This window comes from Massilia sp. YIM B02443 (assembly GCF_030411955.1).
Taxonomy (GTDB): domain Bacteria; phylum Pseudomonadota; class Gammaproteobacteria; order Burkholderiales; family Burkholderiaceae_D; genus Telluria.
The window spans coordinates 1-18,541 of the sequence record NZ_JASNRA010000010.1 but is presented as its reverse complement, the minus strand read 5'-3'; the positions used below and the strand labels follow the sequence as shown (position 1 = coordinate 18,541).

At 67.0% G+C, this 18,541-nt stretch carries 16 protein-coding genes; 8 read left to right on the top strand and 8 right to left on the bottom strand.

Going from position 1 to position 18,541, the window contains the following annotated elements; genetic code table 11:
• Window positions 1–62 precede the first annotated feature (62 nt).
• Both QPK27_RS12030 and QPK27_RS12025 read right to left on the bottom strand, forming a co-directional pair.
• Window positions 63–1,550, bottom strand: a complete 1,488-nt coding sequence (locus QPK27_RS12030; protein ID WP_290418481.1) for an alpha/beta hydrolase — start codon at window positions 1,548–1,550, stop codon at window positions 63–65.
• Between the two features lie 118 nt (window positions 1,551–1,668).
• Window positions 1,669–1,818, bottom strand: a complete 150-nt coding sequence (locus tag QPK27_RS12025) for a DUF2256 domain-containing protein (RefSeq protein WP_374047058.1) — start codon at window positions 1,816–1,818, stop codon at window positions 1,669–1,671.
• A gap of 101 nt (window positions 1,819–1,919) precedes the next feature.
• Between QPK27_RS12025 and QPK27_RS12020 the strand changes: the two genes are divergently transcribed.
• A complete protein-coding gene (locus QPK27_RS12020; RefSeq protein WP_290418479.1) occupies window positions 1,920–2,594 on the top strand; it encodes a hypothetical protein in 675 nt (224 codons plus the stop codon).
• Window positions 2,595–2,604: 10 nt separating this feature from the next.
• Here QPK27_RS12020 and QPK27_RS12015 read toward each other — a convergent pair whose 3' ends face one another.
• Together QPK27_RS12015 and QPK27_RS12010 are read right to left on the bottom strand one after the other, a co-directional pair.
• Window positions 2,605–3,519, bottom strand: coding sequence for a PEP-CTERM sorting domain-containing protein (locus tag QPK27_RS12015; RefSeq protein WP_290418478.1), 915 nt, complete (start codon window positions 3,517–3,519; stop codon window positions 2,605–2,607).
• A 121-nt stretch (window positions 3,520–3,640) separates the two neighbouring features.
• Window positions 3,641–4,030 carry a hypothetical protein gene (locus tag QPK27_RS12010; RefSeq protein ID WP_290418477.1) on the bottom strand — a complete coding sequence of 130 codons (390 nt, stop codon included), beginning with the start codon at window positions 4,028–4,030 and terminating at the stop codon, window positions 3,641–3,643.
• Between the two features lie 394 nt (window positions 4,031–4,424).
• Here QPK27_RS12010 and QPK27_RS12005 point away from each other — a divergent pair, with 394 nt between their 5' ends.
• From QPK27_RS12005 to QPK27_RS11990, 4 genes are all read left to right on the top strand, one after another.
• Complete coding sequence (locus QPK27_RS12005) at window positions 4,425–5,654, top strand: hypothetical protein (RefSeq protein ID WP_290418476.1); 1,230 nt, start codon at window positions 4,425–4,427, stop codon at window positions 5,652–5,654.
• A 129-nt stretch (window positions 5,655–5,783) separates the two neighbouring features.
• The gene (locus QPK27_RS12000; protein WP_290418475.1) at window positions 5,784–6,938 is read left to right on the top strand and encodes a toxic anion resistance protein; all 1,155 of its coding nucleotides are present in this window, start codon (window positions 5,784–5,786) and stop codon (window positions 6,936–6,938) included.
• Window positions 6,939–7,014: 76 nt separating this feature from the next.
• Window positions 7,015–7,602 (top strand): TerD family protein, encoded by a 588-nt coding sequence (locus QPK27_RS11995; protein ID WP_290418474.1) that lies wholly within the window; start codon window positions 7,015–7,017, stop codon window positions 7,600–7,602.
• A gap of 65 nt (window positions 7,603–7,667) precedes the next feature.
• Window positions 7,668–8,561, top strand: a complete 894-nt coding sequence (locus QPK27_RS11990) for a hypothetical protein (protein ID WP_290418473.1) — start codon at window positions 7,668–7,670, stop codon at window positions 8,559–8,561.
• Between the two features lie 45 nt (window positions 8,562–8,606).
• Here QPK27_RS11990 and QPK27_RS11985 read toward each other — a convergent pair whose 3' ends face one another.
• The 3 genes from QPK27_RS11985 to QPK27_RS11975 form a co-directional block, all read right to left on the bottom strand.
• Entirely contained in the window at window positions 8,607–10,388 is a 1,782-nt protein-coding gene (locus QPK27_RS11985) for a DUF885 family protein (protein WP_290418472.1), read from the bottom strand.
• 61 nt (window positions 10,389–10,449) lie between these two features.
• Window positions 10,450–11,385 (bottom strand): transglutaminase family protein, encoded by a 936-nt coding sequence (locus QPK27_RS11980; protein ID WP_290418471.1) that lies wholly within the window; start codon window positions 11,383–11,385, stop codon window positions 10,450–10,452.
• Window positions 11,382–13,928 (bottom strand): circularly permuted type 2 ATP-grasp protein, encoded by a 2,547-nt coding sequence (locus QPK27_RS11975; RefSeq protein ID WP_290418470.1) that lies wholly within the window; start codon window positions 13,926–13,928, stop codon window positions 11,382–11,384. The genes QPK27_RS11980 and QPK27_RS11975 overlap by 4 nt, the downstream gene beginning before the upstream one ends.
• A gap of 199 nt (window positions 13,929–14,127) precedes the next feature.
• Here QPK27_RS11975 and QPK27_RS11970 point away from each other — a divergent pair, with 199 nt between their 5' ends.
• Both QPK27_RS11970 and QPK27_RS11965 read left to right on the top strand, forming a co-directional pair.
• Window positions 14,128–15,540 (top strand): circularly permuted type 2 ATP-grasp protein, encoded by a 1,413-nt coding sequence (locus tag QPK27_RS11970; RefSeq protein WP_290418469.1) that lies wholly within the window; start codon window positions 14,128–14,130, stop codon window positions 15,538–15,540.
• A 1-nt stretch (window position 15,541) separates the two neighbouring features.
• Window positions 15,542–16,582, top strand: a complete 1,041-nt coding sequence (locus QPK27_RS11965) for an alpha-E domain-containing protein (protein WP_290418468.1) — start codon at window positions 15,542–15,544, stop codon at window positions 16,580–16,582.
• A gap of 47 nt (window positions 16,583–16,629) precedes the next feature.
• Here the strand turns inward: QPK27_RS11965 and QPK27_RS11960 are convergent, their stop codons facing one another.
• Window positions 16,630–17,715, bottom strand: coding sequence for a putative zinc-binding metallopeptidase (locus QPK27_RS11960; protein ID WP_290418467.1), 1,086 nt, complete (start codon window positions 17,713–17,715; stop codon window positions 16,630–16,632).
• A 182-nt stretch (window positions 17,716–17,897) separates the two neighbouring features.
• Here QPK27_RS11960 and QPK27_RS11955 point away from each other — a divergent pair, with 182 nt between their 5' ends.
• A complete protein-coding gene (locus tag QPK27_RS11955) occupies window positions 17,898–18,434 on the top strand; it encodes a hypothetical protein (RefSeq protein WP_290418466.1) in 537 nt (178 codons plus the stop codon).
• The last annotated feature ends 107 nt before the right edge of the window (window positions 18,435–18,541 follow it).

Sequence of the window (18,541 nt, the reverse complement as noted above, 5' to 3'; positions counted from 1 at the left end):
CGCACCGACGCTCGCGCGTGCGGGCCGGCTTCAACTGGCCGCCAACCCGGCGTTTCCACTGCTCACGGACGCGTGCATTGCGGCAGCGTGGCGCGAGTTGCCAGCAGCGCTGCGCTGTCGTCCGGTGACGGCGTGTTGTCGGTGAATCTGCAGCCGTACTGCGGATCGGCCACCACCGCCGGCGTGAGCACGTCGTCGCCTTCCGGCTTAATTCCTTGCTGCTCCCATTTGATCATCGCCTCGAACGCCGACACCTGCTCGGCGATCGTGAAGTCGCAGTGGGCGATGCCGCGGATCGCGCGCTGCACCAAGAGATTGGAAGTGCCGAGAGCATCCGCGCGGCGCTTGTAGATCTGCTCCATCTTGAACGGCACGTACAGGTCGCCAAGGGTGTGGATGGTCACCACCGGTACCTTGATCTGGGCATTCGTTTTCGGCACCCAGCGCAGGCCGTCGCGGCGCAGGCGGTTCGCGTCCGGCGTGGCCTGCACGCGGTAGATCGCGCTGTTGTAGGCGATCTCTTCATTGCTCAGTGCGGGGGTGGCGTCCAGCTGGTAGACGATACTGGTGGTACTGACCACGTCCTCGTTAAGGATGCCCAGCATCTTGCCGTCGCGCCCGAAGGTGCCCCAGACCGTGGCCTGCATCGGGCCGGCATAGGCGTAGTCCCACAGCGGACGCGGGCCGCCGCTGAGATTTTCCACGATGCGTTTCAGGCGCATGCCCTGTTCGGTCGGCACCGTCTGCGCGCCCGGCGTGGCGCCGCCGGGGAAGCTGGAGAACAGTTTCGCCTGCACCTGGGGCCCGAGCGTGGCCCAGTCCCGCACCGGCCAGCTTGTGGCCGGGGTGCCGGCTTCCTGCATCGCGGCGGCCTGGTAGGCGGCGAAATAATCGTACAGCTCGGTGTCGCCCAGCACCCCGCACATCGGCACCGCGCCGGCATAGCGGATCTTGTTGTTGGCGGTGGCGGTGTTTTCCTCGTCGACGGCGGCGGCGGTGACGTGGCCGCCCATCGAGGTGCCGATGATGTAGGTCTTGGATGGCGCGGCCAGCGTGCGCCCGTTGCGGCGCGCGATGTCGGAAAAGGCCAGCGCCAGCGCGTTGGTGTCTTCGACCCCGGCGCGCACGTCGTAGTAGTTGGTGCTGTAGCTCGACGCCGCCCAGGCATAGCCCTGGCTCAGCAGGTGGCGGCGGATCGCAGGCGGCGACACCGACAAATTTGGCCCGGTGCCGTTGTAGCCATGTGCATACATCACCAGCATCCCGTTCCAGTTCTTCGGCACCTCGACCTGATAGCCGGCCTTGCCCAGCACGCCCCACCAGCGGTCGCTGTCCGGGGCGCCGGACAGGGCGGCGAACGGCAGGCTGGCTTCGACCACGGCGTAGCTGCGCGTGTCTTGCGGGCGCTGCGCTTCGGGGCCGGTGGCGACCGGCGGCACGTCCTGCACCGGTGGTGGGGCGGGGGCGGGGCCGTCACTGTCGCCACAGGCGGACAGGACGAGCAGGGCAAGCAGGGACGGAAGGATGCGGCGGACGGGTGCTTGTCTCATTGAAGTCTCCAAGATTGTAGTTTTGCACAGCGAAATACGAAACCGCTGTGTGATTTATTGTAGAGACAATCGGTTGAGGCTGTAGCAGGATGTGGGCGCACAGGCAATGGCGCCAGCCTTACTCCCGAGGAGGCGGCTTGGCCGAGCGGCGGCAGCGTTCCGAGCAATATTTGACCTGGTCCCAGTCGCGCTCCCACTTTTTGCGCCAGCTGAACGGCAGAGCGCAGTGGGCGCAGATCTTTGTCGGCAGGTCGGACTTCTTGCGCATTTTCATGGCGATGATTGTAGCGCCCGGCCTTGCCAGCCGTGTCGTGGCCGCAAGGCACGGACAGGTACACTCGACCCATCGAAACCGTTGTCGAGGCAAGGATGCGTTATATGGATTTCAGTTCGTGGCAAGGCGCGATGACGACGCTGATCGGGCTTGCCGTGTTTACCTTGCTCGGCGTGGGTATCCGCATGCTCATGATGCAGACCATCCAGCAGCGGCGCGAGCGCATGAACCGCCAGATCAACGAGCGGCTCAAGACGCTGATTGCCGCCTACCGCACGCTGGGCGGCTCGTTCACCGGTCGCCTGACGGTCGATCCGACCCACCTGCGCGACCTGCGCGACCGGCCGCAGCCGGACGATCTGGCGCCGGACGATGCTCTAGCCAGCACCGACCGTTCGCGCCGCATCCGCGACGCGGTCGAAGGCGCGTTGGCGGACATCCTGCTGCTCGGCACCGAAGAGCATTGCCGGCTGGCGGGGCAGGCGGCGGCCGACCTGGCGGCCGGACGGCCGATCCACACCGCGGAGCTGGTGGTCAGCCTGCGCGGCTTCATCCGCAGCGCGCTAGACCTCGATCCGATGCCGGGCGACGTCGTGATTCCGGCACAGGGACCGACGCGCACCCAGGGTGGCGCCGGACGCGGCAAGGGCGATGGCGGGGGCGGTGGCAACAAGGGCGGCAATGGCGGCGCCGATAGCGGTGGCGGCATGGGCATGGGCATCGGAATGGGCTCGGGGTTCGGCGCGCGCGATGGCGGCCATGTGAGCTGATCCGGCCGCCTTACTGTTTCTGCGCCAGCTGCTCCGCCGCCAAGCGCTGCAATGCGCTGGCGGTGACGGCGTCGATCCCGAGTTCGCGCGCCACCGGTTCGGCGGCGCCGAGCGTGCGCGGATCGCGCCCGGTGACGTTGCCGAAGATGGTCAGCGCTTCCAGGTAGTAGCCGTGCGCGCTGCCGTGGTAGGCGTCGGGCGCCCACAGGTTGATCTTGCCGTCGGCGATGCCGTCGTAGGGATTGGCGTCGGCCACGCCGGCGGCGATGGCGCGGTTCCAGGCCTGGCCGACCGGGATCACGCTGCCGCTGTCGATGCCATGCGCGGCAGCTGCGGCGTCGTAGCCGCGGCGCAGGTCGAGCGCCATCCTGTCGATCGGCGCGCCAAGCCAGGGGCTGGCGTTCTTGTAGGTCAGGTCGGCGCGCGACCAGGTCGAGACCAGGCGGATGTCGACCTTCGGATTTTTGGCGCGCAATTCCTGTGCAAGGAGGCCCGTGTACTTGACCAGCAGGCCCGGGTCGCCCGGCTTGGCGGCGTCGAGCGTGCTGTAGCTTTGCAGCAGGACCACGTCGAACGGCTTGGCGATCACATCCAGTTTCTTGTCGTAGTGCGCATCCAGACCGGCGCCGCCCATCGTTTCCAGGCTCACCTCGTAGTTCAGGCCGGCCTGCACCGTCATCGCCTTGAACAGCGCCGGCACGCCGCCGATGTTGGTGCCGTTCAGGTCGGTGACGGTAGCTGGCCGGTACGACTGCACCAGCGGCGCGGCGCCGGCCGGGCTGCCGAAGATGAAGCTGTTGCCGACGAAAAGGATCCGGGTGGCGCTCGATGGCGTCGAATCCGGAGCAGGAGAGGTCGTGCAGCCCAGCGCCAGGGCGGCGAACAGGACTACGCCGGTGCGGCGCCAGGTGGCGGAAATGCGCATGGTTTGTTCTTTATTCGAGTGCTGCGGATGTGCATGAAAAGGGCTACCGCCGGCCAGCGGTAACCCTGCGTTGTGCCTGCCGGTATTCTACCCAGGCATCAGCCGTGACCGTTGCCGGCGTTCATGAGCGAACCCAGCGGGCCGCATCGGCATGCTGGTACTCGCAGCCCACCAGCAGCTTGTTTTCCAGCGCCTTGTGCGACAGCTGGAAAGCGACCACGTTCACCGTCGGGCGCACTTCGCGCCGGGCGGGTGAGTATTCCTCTTCCTTCAGCTTGAGCTTGCCGACCGCCTTGGCCATCGCTTCACCCGGCACCGCCAGCAGGATCCGGCCCGGCGTGACGACGACTTCCGACGATGCGTAGCCGAAGGCGGTCACCGGCTTGGGCAGTTGATAGACATCGGCCGACGGCGCGCCGTATTGCTGGGACGGCTTTGCAAAGGCCGCTTGCTGGGCCGTGAGCTGGCGCATCAGCGCCGGCAGTTCGCCGTCCTTGAGCTTGCAGGACATGGCGTTTTCGAGCAGCTGGGACTCTGCCGCAACGGCCCCGGCGGAACACACGGCAAGAAGAACGGCGGTGACGCTTTTCATCGTTGGCAAGGACAGCTGAGGTCTTTCCATGATCGACTCCTGAGTCAGGTTATCCAGGACGGGTAGTCCTGGCAAAAAAGTCCCACGTGAAAATGAACGGCTCAGCAATGGTAGCGCACTCGGGCGCTCTGCAAACGCTGGACGTGCTTAAGGTTACTTACCCCCTGAAAAACCGATTAGTCCAGCACAAACGCTCGCGCGATTGAAGGGCCGGGCTTTACCGTGCGCGCCATGCGCAGTGCATGATGGAGTCCGCTGCCCGTGATCGCCAACGGTCACCGGCCCACGAATTCAACTTTCTATGGAGACATGCATGCGATTCGTTCGAGGAGACGAGGTATCGGCCGGCAGCGCGACATGGTGGCTGGCGCGATTGCTGTTGCTGATGACGATGCTGTGGGCGGCCGGGGCGGCAATGGCGCAGCAGGTGGTGCACCCTGTCGATGCGGATAGCCGGCACGGCGGCCCGCCCCCGATCTATCGCGTGATCCAGCTCGCTCCCGGCGCCATCGCCGCCTATCCGGCCATCAACGCCAGCGGGCAGGTTGCCTTCACGATGGTCACCGGCCAGCGCACGGCGGCATTCTTCTATGACGGCGCCGCGGTGCGCGATATCGGCTCGCTCGGCGGCCTGCACGTTTATGCGCATGACCTGAACGACGCCGGCCAGATCGCCGGCACCTCGCTCGGCGCCGACGGCATCGAGCATGCCTTCGTCTGGAGCGCGGCGGGCGGCATGCTCGACCTGCAGGCCCAGCCGGGCGCGGGACGCTCGTATGCCCAGGCCATCAACCGGCGCGGCGTGGTCACCGGATCGTTCAACGATGCGGCGCGCCCGTTCCGCTGGAGCCGCGCCGGCGGCATGGAAGACCTGGGCATCGCACCCGGCCTGCCGGAACCTGCCTCCGGCATGGCGCTCAACGACGCCGGCCTGGTCGCGGGCCGGGTCACGCTCGAGGACCGGTATGGCGACCCCTACCACCGCGCCTTCGTCTGGAGCCGCGCGCACGGCATGGTCGACATCGACACGCTGGGCAGCGTCGAGTCGACGCCGGTGGCGGTCGGCGCCGGGGGCGAGGTGGCGGGCAACCGGGTCGCCGTGGCGGACGATGGCGGCCACCGCCCGTTCCTGTGGACGCGTGCCGGTGGCATGGTCGACCTCGGCATCGGCCGCGGCGCCAGCGCGTGGGTGAACGCGATGACGCCCGGCCTGCACATCGCGGGCGGCATCGCTTATGCCGACGGCCGCCAGCGCGCGATGTCGTGGACGCGGTCGGGCGGCATGCGCGAACTGGGCACGCTGGGCGGGCGCACCTCGGCCGCGCGCGCCGTCAACGCCAGGGGGCAGATCGTCGGTTTTGCCGAAGACAGGAACGGCGCCATGCGCGCCTTCGTCTGGAGCGCCGGCGTCGGCATGCGCGACCTGAACCGGCTGCTGCGCGATGCGCCGCGCGGGCTGGTGATCGATCATGCGCTGGCGATCAACGACAGCGGGGCGATCGTGGCCAGTTCGAACGTCGGGCTGGTGCTGCTCAGACCGTAACCGGAAAACCCTCGTATTTTTCCGTGTCCGCGAATTGCCGGTGTGTGGGCGGATCATACTCAAACTCGCTCAGCGCGATTGTCCAGTGGTAAGCTAGTCATGTTGCCACTTCTTGCCTGAAGGAGTTTCATGAAACCGCTCTTCTCTTCCGACGAGGAAGCGAACGCCGCATCCGCTTCGTCCGCGACGCCTGCGCCTGCCCTTGCGCCCGCGCCTGCCTCTGCGCCGGCCTTCCCGCCGCTGCTCGATCCTGCCCGCGCAGCGGACGCGCTGCCGGCCATGCGTCCGGAAGCGAGCGCGCCGCCGCCGGTCCGGGTCGACATCTCCGGCATCGACGACAAGGCGATCGAAGGCCTGGGCGGCAATACCGGCGCCGGCGTGGCCAAGGTGTCGGCCAAGCTGCTCGGCACCGTGCGCGCGTCCGACGCCGACGTGTTCGGCACCCAGCTGAACGAACTGATCGCCACCTCCAAGGGCCTGGACCCGGCCAAGCTGCGCTCCGGCGGGCTGCTGTCGCGCGTCAGCAATATGTTCGGCTCGGTCAAGGAAAAGATGCTGTCGCAGTACCAGGTGGTCGAGTCGCGCATGGACACCCTGGTCGGCGAGATGACGCGCCACGCCAACGTGCACCGCGCGCGCATCCAGGACTTCGACGAGATGTACAAGGGCCTGGAGATGTACTACCAGGGCCTGGACGCGGACGTGCGCAAGGGCGAGGAATGGGCCGGCCGGCTGCGCCAGGCGGTGGCGCAACAGGCGGCGCCAGGCAACGCCTTCGAAGCCCAGCAGGCGACCGAACTCAAGCGCCGCCTGGAGCGGCTCGAAAAGCGCATCGACGACCTGCGCCGCGCCATGCTGATGGCCACGCAGATGGTGCCGCAGATCCGCCTGTCGCAGGACAATGCGCGCGCGCTGACCGACACCTTCACCGACATCGTCAACGTCTCGATCCCGGCCTGGCGCAACGTGTTCTCGCTGTACCTGCTGCAGCTGGAAGCCAAGCAGAGCGCGGCGGTGGCGAACGCCGCCTACGACGCCACCGACGCCGCCTTCCGCGCCCAGGCCGACATGCTGCTGGAAAATACCGAGACCGTGGCGCGCGCCAAGCAGCGTTCGCTGGTCAGCCTGGAAACGGCCCAGCACGTGCAGACCCAGCTGGTGACGGCGTTCGACAAGCTCGAACAGATCTCGAACGAAGGCCAGCAGCGCCGCCGGGACGAGTTGCCGAAACTGCAGGAGCTGGAGCGCGAGCTGATCGCCCGCTTCTCCCCGGCTGCCGTGTAAGCGCATGGGCCGCGATGGCGGCCCTGGCCCTTGCTCACCGCAGCGACCAACTCATCATCACCAAGAAAGGAACCCCATGTCGACGACGCTCGAAACCGGCCACCGCATCAACCTCGAAAAAACCGCACCGGGCTTGAAGCGCGTTCGCATCGGCCTCGGGTGGAAGGTCAACGCGGCCGAGGGCCAGGCGTTCGACCTCGATTCGTCGGTCTTCCTGTGCCGGAAGGACGCCAACGACGACCCGGTCATGATCAGCAACGCCCACTTCGTCTACTACAACCACACCACCTCGCCGGACGGCGCCGTGGTGCACTCGGGCGACAACCGCACCGGCGACAAGGCCGGCGACGACGAAGTCATCACCGTCGACCTGGCGCGCGTCGATGCGGCCGTGATGGAGATGCCGATCGTGGTCACCATCCACGAGGGCGAAGCGCGCAAGCAGAACTTCGGCCGCGTGTCGGGCGCCTACGTCAAGATCTACAACGACGAAACGGGCGAGGAGATCGCCCAGTACAACCTGACCGAAGACTATTCGGACAAGACCGCGCTGCAGTTCGGCTCGCTGTACCGGCGCGATGGCGAATGGCGTTTCCACGCCGTCGGCGCCGGTTTCAAGCTGAACCTGGCGACCTTCATCCGCAAGCTCGGCGGAACCGTCTGAGGAGCGTGCGCGCCGCAGCCTGCCCTTGCATGCGGGCGCCGGCGCGTCGCGCAGTGAAGTAGCCGATGACACACCAGAAGCCCAAGGCATTCGATTTCGGCGCAGAACCCGAGGCGCCTGCAGATCCAGTCGGCAGTGCGGCCGGTAGTTCGGTCGTTCCGCAGGCGTTCGACTTCGGCGACGCAGCAGCGCCAACGCCGGCAGCGAGCAGCAGTCCTCCCAAGGCGCTGTCGTTCGACGATCTCCCTCCGACGCCCGCATCCTCGGGCGTCACCGCGAAAAGCGCAGCCAGGGCGTTGTTCGACAGCGAAGACCATCCGGCGGTGCGCGACGCGCTGGCGCAGGCCCGGGCCGAGTATCCGGCCTTGTTCGCGCAGTCGGAAGGGCGGCTGGCGACGCTGTTCCGGCGCATCCTGCCGGTCAGGCTGTCGCTCGTCACGCAATGGGCGGAAGCGCCGCTGATGGAGCAGGCTTCCTTGCTCCAGCCGATCACCGAGCTGGTGCTCAAGTTCACGCAGATGGCGGTGCCGGCGCTGCTCGGGAACGCGCTCGAGAGCACGCGCGCGCCGAGCGGCATGTTCGGCAAGCTGCTGCGCCGTCCGACGCCGCCGGCGATGTACCGGCCGGCGCTGACCTCGGCGCGCGAGCAGCTGCTGCAGCTGCTGGCCGACAGCGAGGTCGCCGTGCGCAACCTGGAAGCATCGGCGCGCAACCTGACCCTGCACGGCGCCGTGCTGGCAGTGGTGTCGCACCTGGCCGGCGGCACCCCGGACGCCACCTTGCTCGACGCGCTGGCGCAGCGCCGCACGCTGATCCAGCAGGCGGTGCGCCAGGCCGAGCTGTCGATATTGCACATGGGGCAGGTGCGCCAGCAGGCCGCGGACCTGATCGGGCAGGTGTCGTCGTTCCTGACCGTGACCTTGCCGGCGCTGGAGATGGCGCAGGCGCAGCGCGAATAATGTAAAAACGCCACCCGAAGGTGGCGTTCTGCGTGCTGCTTGTGCTTAGTTCTTCTTCTGCGCCGCGATCCAGCGATCCGTCGCCGCTTCCAGCACGTCGAGCGGCACCGCGCCATGCGACAGCACCTCGTTGTGGAAGGCGCGCAGATCAAAATCCTTGCCGAGCGTCTTCTCGGCGCGGGTGCGCAGTTCGCGCAGCTTCAGCTCACCGATCTTGTAGCTCAGCGCCTGGCCCGGAATCGCGATGTAGCGCTCGACTTCCTGCACCGCCGTCACCTCGTCCTGCGGCACGTTGTCGCGGAAGTAGGCGATCGCCTGCTCGCGCGTCCAGCCTTTCTCATGCACGCCGGTATCGACCACCAGGCGCACGGCGCGCCAGATCTCCGCGGTCAGGCGGCCCACCCACTGCCACGGATCGTCGTACATGCCGATTTCCTGGCCCAGCATTTCGCTGTACAGGCCCCAGCCCTCCGAGAACGCGGTGGTGCCGCCGAGACGGCGGAAGGCCGGCAGGCCTGTGGTTTCCTGCGCCAGACTGCGCTCGAAGTGGTGGCCCGGAATCGCCTCGTGCAGGAAGAAGGCGTTGGTGGTGAAGCGGGTGCGCGTTTCCGGCTTGTAGGCGTTGAAGTAGAAGATGCCGGGACGCTTGCCGTCGACCGAGCCGCGCTGGTACGAGGCCGGCGCCGCGCTCACTTCGCGGAACGCCTCCACGGGGCGAATCTCGAATGGCGCCTTCGGCACGCGCGCGAACAACTGGCCGACCTTGGATTCGACCTGCGGACGCAGCGCCTCGTAGGCCGCCAGGATTTCTTCGCGCGACTTGAAGCGCAGTTCGGGCGAGGTGTTCAGGTGCTCGAAGAACTGCTTGAGCGTGCCCTGGAAGCCGACGCGCACCTTGGCTTCTTCGAACTGGGCGCGGATGCGCGCCACTTCCGAAAGGCCGATGTCGTGGATCTGGGCCGGGGTCAGGTCGGTGGTGGTCGACTGGCGCGCCAGGAAGGCGTACCAGTCCTTCCCGCCCGGCAGGGCCCCGATGCCGGCGCTGTCGCGGCCGGCCGGCAGGTAGGTGTCCTTCATGAAGGACAGCAGCTTGCGGTTGGCCGGTGCCAGCTGCTCGCGCACCAGCTTGCCGTAGGCATCCGTCAGGCGCGCCTTGTCGGTGGCGCTGAACGAGGCCGGGAATTTTTTGGTCGGCCCCATGTAGGTGCTGGTGGCCAGGTCGTCGCTGCCGACGTTTTCCAGCTGCGGCAGCACGCGCTTGATGAGCGCCTTCGGCATCACCACGCCCTGCTTGATCCCGAGGCGCATGTCGGCGATCAGGTTGTCCACCGCCGGCGCGTAGCCGACCGCGCGCTTGAGCCAGTTCTCGTAATCCTGCACGGTCTGGAACGGCTGCGTCGATGCGCCCGAACCCAGCTGCGCCATCATCAGGTGCAGGCCCGAGAACTGGTTCACCGGCGCCAGATGCGATGGGAAGCGCAGACCGTCCAGGACCTGCTGCAGGCGGTAGCGCAGCAGGTCATAGCTGATGCGGTCTTCCGGCGGCAGCGGGCTCGGATCGTATCTGGCGGTCTGCGCGAGGTATTTCTCGGCCAGCGCGCGGCTTTGCGCGCGGCCTTCGGCGGACGAGGTGACGCCGAAGCGGTCGTTGTAGCGCGCGTCGCCGTTGAAGGTGGCGGCGATCGGATTCTCGCGCAGGTAGTCTTCCCAGTAGTCGGCATACAACTGGTTCATCTTTTCCGGCGTGGCGGGCGTCTTGACCTGGGCCATGGCGGGGAGGGCGGCGCACAGCAGGGCGGACAGGAGCAGGGGCAGGGAACGGGTCATGGTCTCTCTTGGTAATCGTAGCGATGCAAGAATAGCATGGCCCGATTGCCCGGCCGCGGCGTCACGCCGGGTCTGGCAGCGGCAGCGGCGTCACCGTCACCTGCACCTCGAGCGTTTGATTGCCGCCGCCCAGCACGATGCCGCGCATCGGCGTGACGTCGCTGAAGTCGCGCCCCCAACCCAGCGTGATGTGTTCGTGCCCGACCAGGCAGCGGTTGGTGGGATCGAAGTCGATCCAGCCCAGCGCCGGACAAAACACCGAGACCCAGGCATGCGAGGCGTCGGCGCCGATCAGGCGCGGCTGGCCCTCGGGCGGGTGGTTCAGGATGTAGCCGCTCACGTAGCGCGCCGGCAGGCCCAGGCTGCGCAGGCAGCCGATCATCAACTGGGCGAAATCCTGGCACACGCCGCGCCGGCCGCGCAGCACCTGTTCCAGCGGAGTCGCGATGTCGGTCGCCGTGGCGTCGAAGGCGAAGTCGCCGAAGATGCGGTGGGTCAGGTCCAGCGCCGCCTCCAGTTGCGGGCGGCCGGGCGTGAAGCTCGTGCGGGCGTACGCTTCCAGCTCGGGGAACGGATCGACGTGCGGCGACGGGTACAGGTAGCGGCAGGCTTCCAGCGTCGCCGTGCTTCGTTCCCAGGTCATCATGTCGCGCACGCTTTCCCACGGCAGCGACGTCGCCAGCACGCCCAGCCCGGGCCGCGTGCGCAGCGCCACCGCCGATTCGGCATGCACCAGCAGGCTGTCGTGCGGCGCGGTGACCGTCACGTGGCGCGTCAGGTTGCCGAAGAAATCGACGCCGTCATGGCTGCTGCCCGCGGCCGGCTCGACCCGGATCAGGGTCGATTCCGTCTGCTGGTGGCGGAACGAACGCGGCGTCAGGTGCAGGTATTGCTGCGACAGGGTCACCGTGCTCGCGTAGTCGTAGCGGGTCTGGTGCAGCACGCGGTAGCGCGCGCAGGGCGGGGCCATGGCAGCCTGCTCGTTGGTGGGGCTCATGCGGCGCGATCCTTGTTGCGGCCGGTGTCGGTATAGCTGAAGAACTGCACGCTGACCTGCTCGGACACGGTTGCGCTGGCCTGTCCGATCCGGTTCAACAGGTCGCTCAGCAGCGCGTTGCCATGGCTCAGGTCGCGGCCGGGATCGAGCGCGGCCAGTTCGTGCCGGAGCGGCGCGATCAACTTGCCGCCGCAGGGGCCCTGGGTTTGCGCGATCTTGTTCAGCGTGCTCAATAGCCCGTTCATCTGGAACAGGATCGAGCGTGGATTGGTGTCGTCGAGCAGCAGCAGGTCGAGCACCGGCAGCCATTCGGGCCGGGCGCGGTAGCGGGTGCGGTAGGTGAGAGTGCTGTCGGACAGTTCCAGCAGCCAGTCGAGGTCGCCGTCCTGGCCCATGGCCAGCGCGCGCTGCAGCGCCAGGCTCTGGAATTGCAGCCGTTCCAGGCGCCGCCCGAGCGACATGAAATGCCAGCCGAGGTCGCGCGTCATGCCGTCCAGCGCGAACCCGCCCACCGTCATCAGGGCCGCGATGGCGTCGTCGAGGATGGTCATCACGTCCGATGGCGACGGCCGCTCGCCCGGCGCGGCGGCCGGCTGCGCCATCCGGTTCAGCGCGCGCCAGTGGTCGACCGAGAAGCGTTCGTGCAGGTGGTCGGCGGTGCGGTGCAGCTGCTGCTGCTGGCGCGCCAGCCCGGGAACGGCGGGCGAGACCACCGCCAGCCGCAGGGCCGACTCGATCTCGGCATCGCTGAAGATGGCGGCTGCCTGGTCCTGTGCGGCCGGCCTGGCGCCGGCGTCGAGCAGGCCGCACCAGATGCACAGCGCTTCCACGGTCGGCCATTCCGCGCCGCGCTGGTCGAAGCGCTCGTTGAACAGGATGTCGAGCGCGACCCGCAGCAGGCGCGCGATGTTCTCGCAGCGTTCCGAGTGACGTCCGAACCACAGCAGGTTTTCCGCGGTCCGGCTCGACAGGCTGGCGTCTTCGCGCACCAGGTTTCCTGCCGCGATGGCGGGCCGTTGCAGGCGGTGCGGCGCGGGCCGGGCGCGCGCCTGGACCCAGGTGTCCTTGCTGGCGCCGCCCATCTGCATCGACAGCACGCGCGTATCGGGCCCGGTCGCGACCCGGGTCAGGCCGCCCGGCATCACCACGTAGCCGTTCGGGGTGGCGCAGGCGAACACCCGCAGGCCGATGGCGCGCGCGCGCAGTCCCGGCGCATTGCCGTCACCCTGACCGTCCTGCCACACCGGCGCCAGCGAGCGCCGCACCACTTCCTGGGCCAGGTAGTCGTTCGGCCTGGCGCGCAAAGCCGCGACCAGGGCCGCGCGCGCTTCGGCGTCGAGGTGGCGGCCGAACACCGAGGCCTGCCCCGTCTTCGGCGCCGTGGGCTTGATCACCATGCGGTCGAGTTCACGGACAACGGTGTCCAGCGCGGCCGGCTCGCCGCACCACCAGGTGGCGACCGACGGCATGTTCAAAGGCTCGCCCAGCAGGCGCTGGCACAAGGCCTGCAGGTAGCCGAACAGGACGCCCGACTCGAGCAGGCCGGAACCGAGGCTGTTGGCGACCAGCACATTGCCGCGCTGCGCGGCGTGCGTCAGCCCGGCCACGCCCTGCAGCGATGCGTCCAGTTCCAGCGGGTCGCAGCAGTCGTCGTCGACCCGGCGCATGATCACGTGCACGCGCTGCAGGCCGGCCAGCGTCTTGAGGTACACCACACCGTCGCGCACGGTCAGGTCGCCGCCTTCGACCAGCGGCAGGCCGAGGTGGCGCGCCAGGTAGGCCTGTTCGTAGTGGCTGCCGGTGCGCTCGCCGGGCGTGAGCAGCACGACCAGCGGCATCTCGCCGTCCGCCAGCGGCGCCGGCGCGTCGCCGCCGGCCGCGCACAGCCGGCCCCAGTGCACCATGCTGTCGCGCATGGTGGCGAAGAAGGGACTCAGCGGCTGCACCTTCAGCTGGCGCAGCAGGTCGGGGAAGGTGGGCGCGATGATGGCGCGGTTTTCCAGCGCATAGCCGGCGCCGGACGGGGCCTGGGTACGGTCGGCCATCACCCACCAGCGCCCGTCGGGGCCCCGCACGAGGTCGGCCGCATAGGAGTGCAGGGCGACGCCGTCAAGGTGCGGCATGCCGTGGCAGGGGCGCAGGAAACCGGCATGGCCGTGCACCAGCGCCGGCGGCAGCAAACCTTCGGCCAGCAGCGCCTGCTCCCCGTAGAGGTCGCCCAGGATCCGGTTGAGCAGGGTGGCGCGCTGGACGATCGCGGCCTCGATCCCGCTCCATTCCTCGTGCGGCAGGACCAGCGGCAGCACGTTCAGGTCCCATGGGCGCCGCTTGCCGTCGGCGTCGGCCGGGACGTTATAGGTGACGCCGTTTTCGCGCACCTGGCGCCGCACCATGTCGAGGCGCTGGCGCATCATGGCGGGCGCTTCGTGCTCCAGGCTGGCCAGCAGCGCGCGCCAGTGCGCGCGTGGCGCCCCGCCGGGGTCCAGCAATTCATCGTAGCCTTCCGGTGCGGCGAGATAGGAAGCGAGCAGGGAGTCGGGCATCGAGGCTGGCGAGTTGATAGGCAGGAATGGAACGATAGGGGAAACCGGCGGCCAACGCAAATGGCGTCTCGTCTGGCGGGCCGGTCAATGATAATTTCAATAGTATTTAGGCATCATTCGTACCCGCCATATAATGGGCCTTCGTGTAGGCGCGCGGACCTGGCACGCATCTTGATCGCACTTATGGCAGGAGGAACCGATGCCGAACTTTTATAACGAAATGTATGCCAGCGGGGGTGCCGTGCGGCCGCACTACGACGCCTTCGCCCGCTGGCTGGCCCAGCAGCCTCCCGGCCTGATCGACCAGAAGCGGGCCGAAGCCGAACTCACCTTCCAGCGGGTGGGCATCACCTTTGCCGTGTACGGCGACAACGCCGGCAAGGAGCGCCTGATCCCGTTCGACATCGTCCCGCGCGTGATCGATGCCGCCGAGTGGAGCAAGCTGCAGGCCGGCCTGAAGCAGCGCGTGACCGCGCTCAACCGCTTCCTGCACGACGTCTACCACGAGCAGGCCATCCTGAAGGCCGGTGTCATCCCGAGCGAACAGATCCTGAACAACGCCCAGTACCGGCCGGCCATGCAGGGCATCAAGGTGCCGTCCGACATCTATGCCCACATCGCCGGGGTCGACATCGTGCGCGCCGGCGAAGGCGAGTTCTACGTGCTGGAAGACAACCTGCGGGTGCCGTCGGGCGTCTCGTACATGCTGGAAAACCGCAAGATGATGATGCGGCTGTTCCCGGAACTGTTCGCCAGCAACCGGGTGGCGCCGGTCGAGCATTATCCCGACCTGCTGCTCGACAACCTGCGCTCGGTGGCGCCCGAGGCCGGCCGCGAGCCGACCGTGGTCGTGCTCACCCCCGGCATGTACAACTCGGCCTATTTCGAGCACGCCTTCCTGGCCCAGCAGATGGGCGTGGCGCTGGTGCAGGGGCAAGACCTGTACGTGGCCGACGACACCGTCTACATGCGCACCACGCGCGGGCCGCGGCGGGTCGACGTCATCTACCGCCGCATCGACGACGACTACCTCGACCCGCGCGCGTTCCGCCCCGAATCCACGCTCGGCGTGCCGGGCCTGCTGGAGGCGGTGCGCAAGGGCCGGGTCGGCCTGGCCAATACCATCGGCACCGGCGTCGCCGACGACAAGTCGATCTATCCGTATGTGCCGGACATGATCGAGTTCTACCTGGGCGAAAAGCCGATCCTGAACAACGTGCCGACCTACCAATGCCGCAAGAAAGACGACCTGGCCTATACGCTGGCCAACCTGTCCGAGCTGGTGGTGAAGGAAGTGCACGGCGCCGGCGGCTACGGCATGCTGGTCGGGCCCGCTTCCACGAGCGCCGAGGTCGAAGCTTTCCGCCAGCGCCTGCTGGCGAATCCGGACGGCTACATCGCCCAGCCCACGCTGGCGCTGTCGGCCTGCCCGACTTTCGTGGACGCCGGCATCGCGCCGCGCCACATCGACCTGCGCCCGTTCGTCCTGTCGGGCAAGACGGTCACGATGGTGCCGGGCGGGCTGACCCGGGTGGCATTGCAGGAAGGCTCGCTGGTGGTCAACTCGTCGCAGGGCGGCGGCACCAAGGACACCTGGATATTGGAGAACTAGCATGTTGAGCCGTACCGCAGACCACTTGTTCTGGATGGCGCGCTATACCGAGCGCGCCGAGAACACCGCCCGCATGCTCGACGTGCGGGTCCAGTATTCCCTGATGCCGCAATCGGCGCAGGCCGAGCAGCAGGGCTGGCGCACCATGCTGGGCGTATCGGAACTGGTGCAGCAGTTCGACGCCAAGTACGACGCGCTGACGCAGAAAAACGTGATCGACTTCATGGTGCGCGATCCGGACAACCTGTCGTCGATCGTCAGCTGCCTGCGCGCCGCGCGCGAGAATGCGCGCGCCGTGCGCGGCAGCCTGTCGACCGAGGTGTGGGAGACCGAGAACACCACCTGGCTGATGCTGCAGCAGCACCTCAAGACACGGCTGTACGAAACCAACCCAAGCCAGTTCCTGGAATGGGTCAAGTACCGCTCGCACATGTCGCGCGGCGTCACGCTGGGCACCATGTTCCAGGACGAGGCGCTGAACTTCATCCGCCTCGGCACTTTCCTGGAGCGGGCCGACAACACGGCGCGCATCCTCGACGTCAAGTTCCGTTTCCTGGATTCCGATACGGCCGACACGGTGCAAGCCGGGGCCCAGGGCGAGTTCTATTACCTGGCGGCGCTGCTGCGTTCGGTGTCGGCGTTCGAGGCCTACCGCAAGGTCTACCGCGACGCGATCACGCCGCCGCGCGTGGCCGCGCTGCTGATCCTGCACCAGAAGATGCCGCGCTCGCTGGTGGCGTGCATGGCCGGGGTGGTGGCCAACCTGCGCGACGTGCGCAACGACCTGTCCGGCGACACCGAGCGCCTGGCGGAAGAGTTGTACGCGATGCTGCAGGGGGCGACCATCGAGGGCATCCTGGAGGAAGGACTGCACGCGTTCATGACGCGCTTCCTGGCGTCGGTGGATGCGCTGGGCAATGGGATCGGGCGCGACTTTTTGATTCCGGTGGCGCCGCCGCTGGAAGATGAGGTTCCGCTGCAGACGCAGTCGCAAACGCAGACGATGGGGACGCAGACGCAGTCGCAAACTCAGACGCGTTGAACGTGCAGCGCGCCAGTCGATGGCGCGCCGTCTTTACATGGTGCCGCTCAGGCCGTGGCCTTGTCTGGCGCTCTGTTGAGCTGCGCACGCACCACCTTGTGCACGAATCCCAGCTTATCCAGCACCGGCGTGCTGAGCGTGAATGGATACGAGTCCGGCATCCCGATGCTGCGGTTCAGGCTATTGAGCACGTAGGTCAGCGCGAACCAGTCGTGCACGGTGTCGTCGAACGCATCCTTCCTGGTCGGCAGGGTGATGTCGTCCAGCACCGGCTCGTCGGCCTTGCGCGGCTTGAGCTGCAGCCCGCACGAATGCGCCGTCTCCAGCGTGTCGAGCATGTGCAGGTAGTGGGCCCAGGTCTCGGCCCAGTCTTCCCAGGGGTGCGAGCTGGCGTAGCTGCTGACGAAACGCGCCGCCCAGTCCTGCGGCGCGCCGTTGGCGTAGTGGCGCTTCAGCGCCTCGCCGTAATCCTGGCGCTCGTCGCCGAACAGGGCGCGGTATTCGTCGATCCACGCGCTGCCGACCACCAGCCGGTCGAAATAATAGTGTCCGCTCTCGTGGCGGAAGTGTCCCAATAACGTGCGATAGCGTTCGTGCATCTGTTCGCGCGTACGCTCACGCTCGGCCGGGTCGGCTTCGGCGATGTTCAGCGTGATCACGCCATTGGCGTGGCCGGTCATCACGGCCTGGTCCGAGACGCCGTCTTCCAGGAACTGGAAGGCCAGGCCGGTTTCCGGTTGCGCTTCCTTCGACGCCGGGGTCAGGTTCAGCGTCGCCAGCGAGAACAGCAGGCGGCGCTTGGCGGCTTCCAGGCGCGACCACAGGATGCGGTTCTTTTCCGACGACAGCGCGGGAATCACGACGGTCAGCTGGCACGATTCGCACAGGTCGTGCGGATCGTCCGCAGGCAGCATCCAGTTGCAGACATCGTGCTGCACATAATTTGCGCACTGCTTGTACAGCTTGCCTTCGTCGTTGCGGTGCAGACTGCGCCATTGACCTGATTCGGTCTGCACGAAGGCGTTGACGCTGCGCGTCTCTGGTTGGTAGCCAAGCGTGCTCTGGCAGTTGAAGCACAGGGTGTTTTCGAAGAAGATTTGTTGTGCGCAATTGTCGCAGTGAAAGGTTCTCATGTCAGTGCCGGGTGGGAACGGTTGAGTGTGTAAATATTGGTAATTTATCAGTAAATTTCAACCCGGCAGGCGCGTGTAAGACTGCGCCGCATATGGCGTGCGCGGGCGGAGCGGGGAGGGCGTGGCGCCAGTCATGCGCGCTCCGTTTTATCCAGGGCGGATGAAGAATCCTCGATACAAGAGTGCTGTTAGAATTTGCGTTCGTCTTCGATATCCATTTCTGGAGTGCACAAATCCTGCGTTTTCTGATCACTGCCGTGCTACGTTCGCCAAAGCTGGCGGCCGCCGTTGTCTTGTGCCTGCTGGTCGCGCTGGCAGGGACGATGACCTATACCGGTTTCCTTGTCGTCGGGGTGTTGGCCGATTACCTCGACACGGGCCGCTTCCTGGCGGGACTGCTGCTGGGCGCGCTGCTGGCACGCTTCCCCCGGGTCAGCCAAGGCAAGCTGAGCATGGTTGGGCTCTTGCCCAAACCTGTCCGGCGACCGCTCATCATTGGTTTGCTTGCACTGTGCTTGCTGCACTTCGTGACGCAAGGCGAGCTTGTTTCCGCAGCGTTTACCGGTTTCGCTACGGCGTTTCTTCTCACCTTCCCATGGTTGAGGCGAACCGTGTTCGATCGCCTGCGCTCGTCTGTCTTCAAGTTCGCTGGGCGTACCGCTCCCCAACGCGATGATCACATGGTGATCGACGGTGAATTCAGGGAGAGGAAGGATTGAGGACGGGGCGCAGGCGTTGACCTTCGAAAACAAAAACGCCGACCTGCATGGGTCGGCGTTTTCGCTTGAATCTTGGTGGCCCGGGGCGGAATCGAACCACCGACACA

Coding starts and splice junctions, on each gene's coding strand:
- QPK27_RS12030 (WP_290418481.1), bottom strand. CDS start 1,550: ATGAGACAAGCACCCGTCCGCCGCATCCTTCCGTCCCTGCTTGCCCTG.
- QPK27_RS12025 (WP_374047058.1), bottom strand. CDS start 1,818: ATGCGCAAGAAGTCCGACCTGCCGACAAAGATCTGCGCCCACTGCGCT.
- QPK27_RS12020 (WP_290418479.1), top strand. CDS start 1,920: ATGCGTTATATGGATTTCAGTTCGTGGCAAGGCGCGATGACGACGCTG.
- QPK27_RS12015 (WP_290418478.1), bottom strand. CDS start 3,519: ATGCGCATTTCCGCCACCTGGCGCCGCACCGGCGTAGTCCTGTTCGCC.
- QPK27_RS12010 (WP_290418477.1), bottom strand. CDS start 4,030: ATGTCCTGCAAGCTCAAGGACGGCGAACTGCCGGCGCTGATGCGCCAG.
- QPK27_RS12005 (WP_290418476.1), top strand. CDS start 4,425: ATGCGATTCGTTCGAGGAGACGAGGTATCGGCCGGCAGCGCGACATGG.
- QPK27_RS12000 (WP_290418475.1), top strand. CDS start 5,784: ATGAAACCGCTCTTCTCTTCCGACGAGGAAGCGAACGCCGCATCCGCT.
- QPK27_RS11995 (WP_290418474.1), top strand. CDS start 7,015: ATGTCGACGACGCTCGAAACCGGCCACCGCATCAACCTCGAAAAAACC.
- QPK27_RS11990 (WP_290418473.1), top strand. CDS start 7,668: ATGACACACCAGAAGCCCAAGGCATTCGATTTCGGCGCAGAACCCGAG.
- QPK27_RS11985 (WP_290418472.1), bottom strand. CDS start 10,388: ATGACCCGTTCCCTGCCCCTGCTCCTGTCCGCCCTGCTGTGCGCCGCC.
- QPK27_RS11980 (WP_290418471.1), bottom strand. CDS start 11,385: ATGAGCCCCACCAACGAGCAGGCTGCCATGGCCCCGCCCTGCGCGCGC.
- QPK27_RS11975 (WP_290418470.1), bottom strand. CDS start 13,928: ATGCCCGACTCCCTGCTCGCTTCCTATCTCGCCGCACCGGAAGGCTAC.
- QPK27_RS11970 (WP_290418469.1), top strand. CDS start 14,128: ATGCCGAACTTTTATAACGAAATGTATGCCAGCGGGGGTGCCGTGCGG.
- QPK27_RS11965 (WP_290418468.1), top strand. CDS start 15,542: ATGTTGAGCCGTACCGCAGACCACTTGTTCTGGATGGCGCGCTATACC.
- QPK27_RS11960 (WP_290418467.1), bottom strand. CDS start 17,715: ATGAGAACCTTTCACTGCGACAATTGCGCACAACAAATCTTCTTCGAA.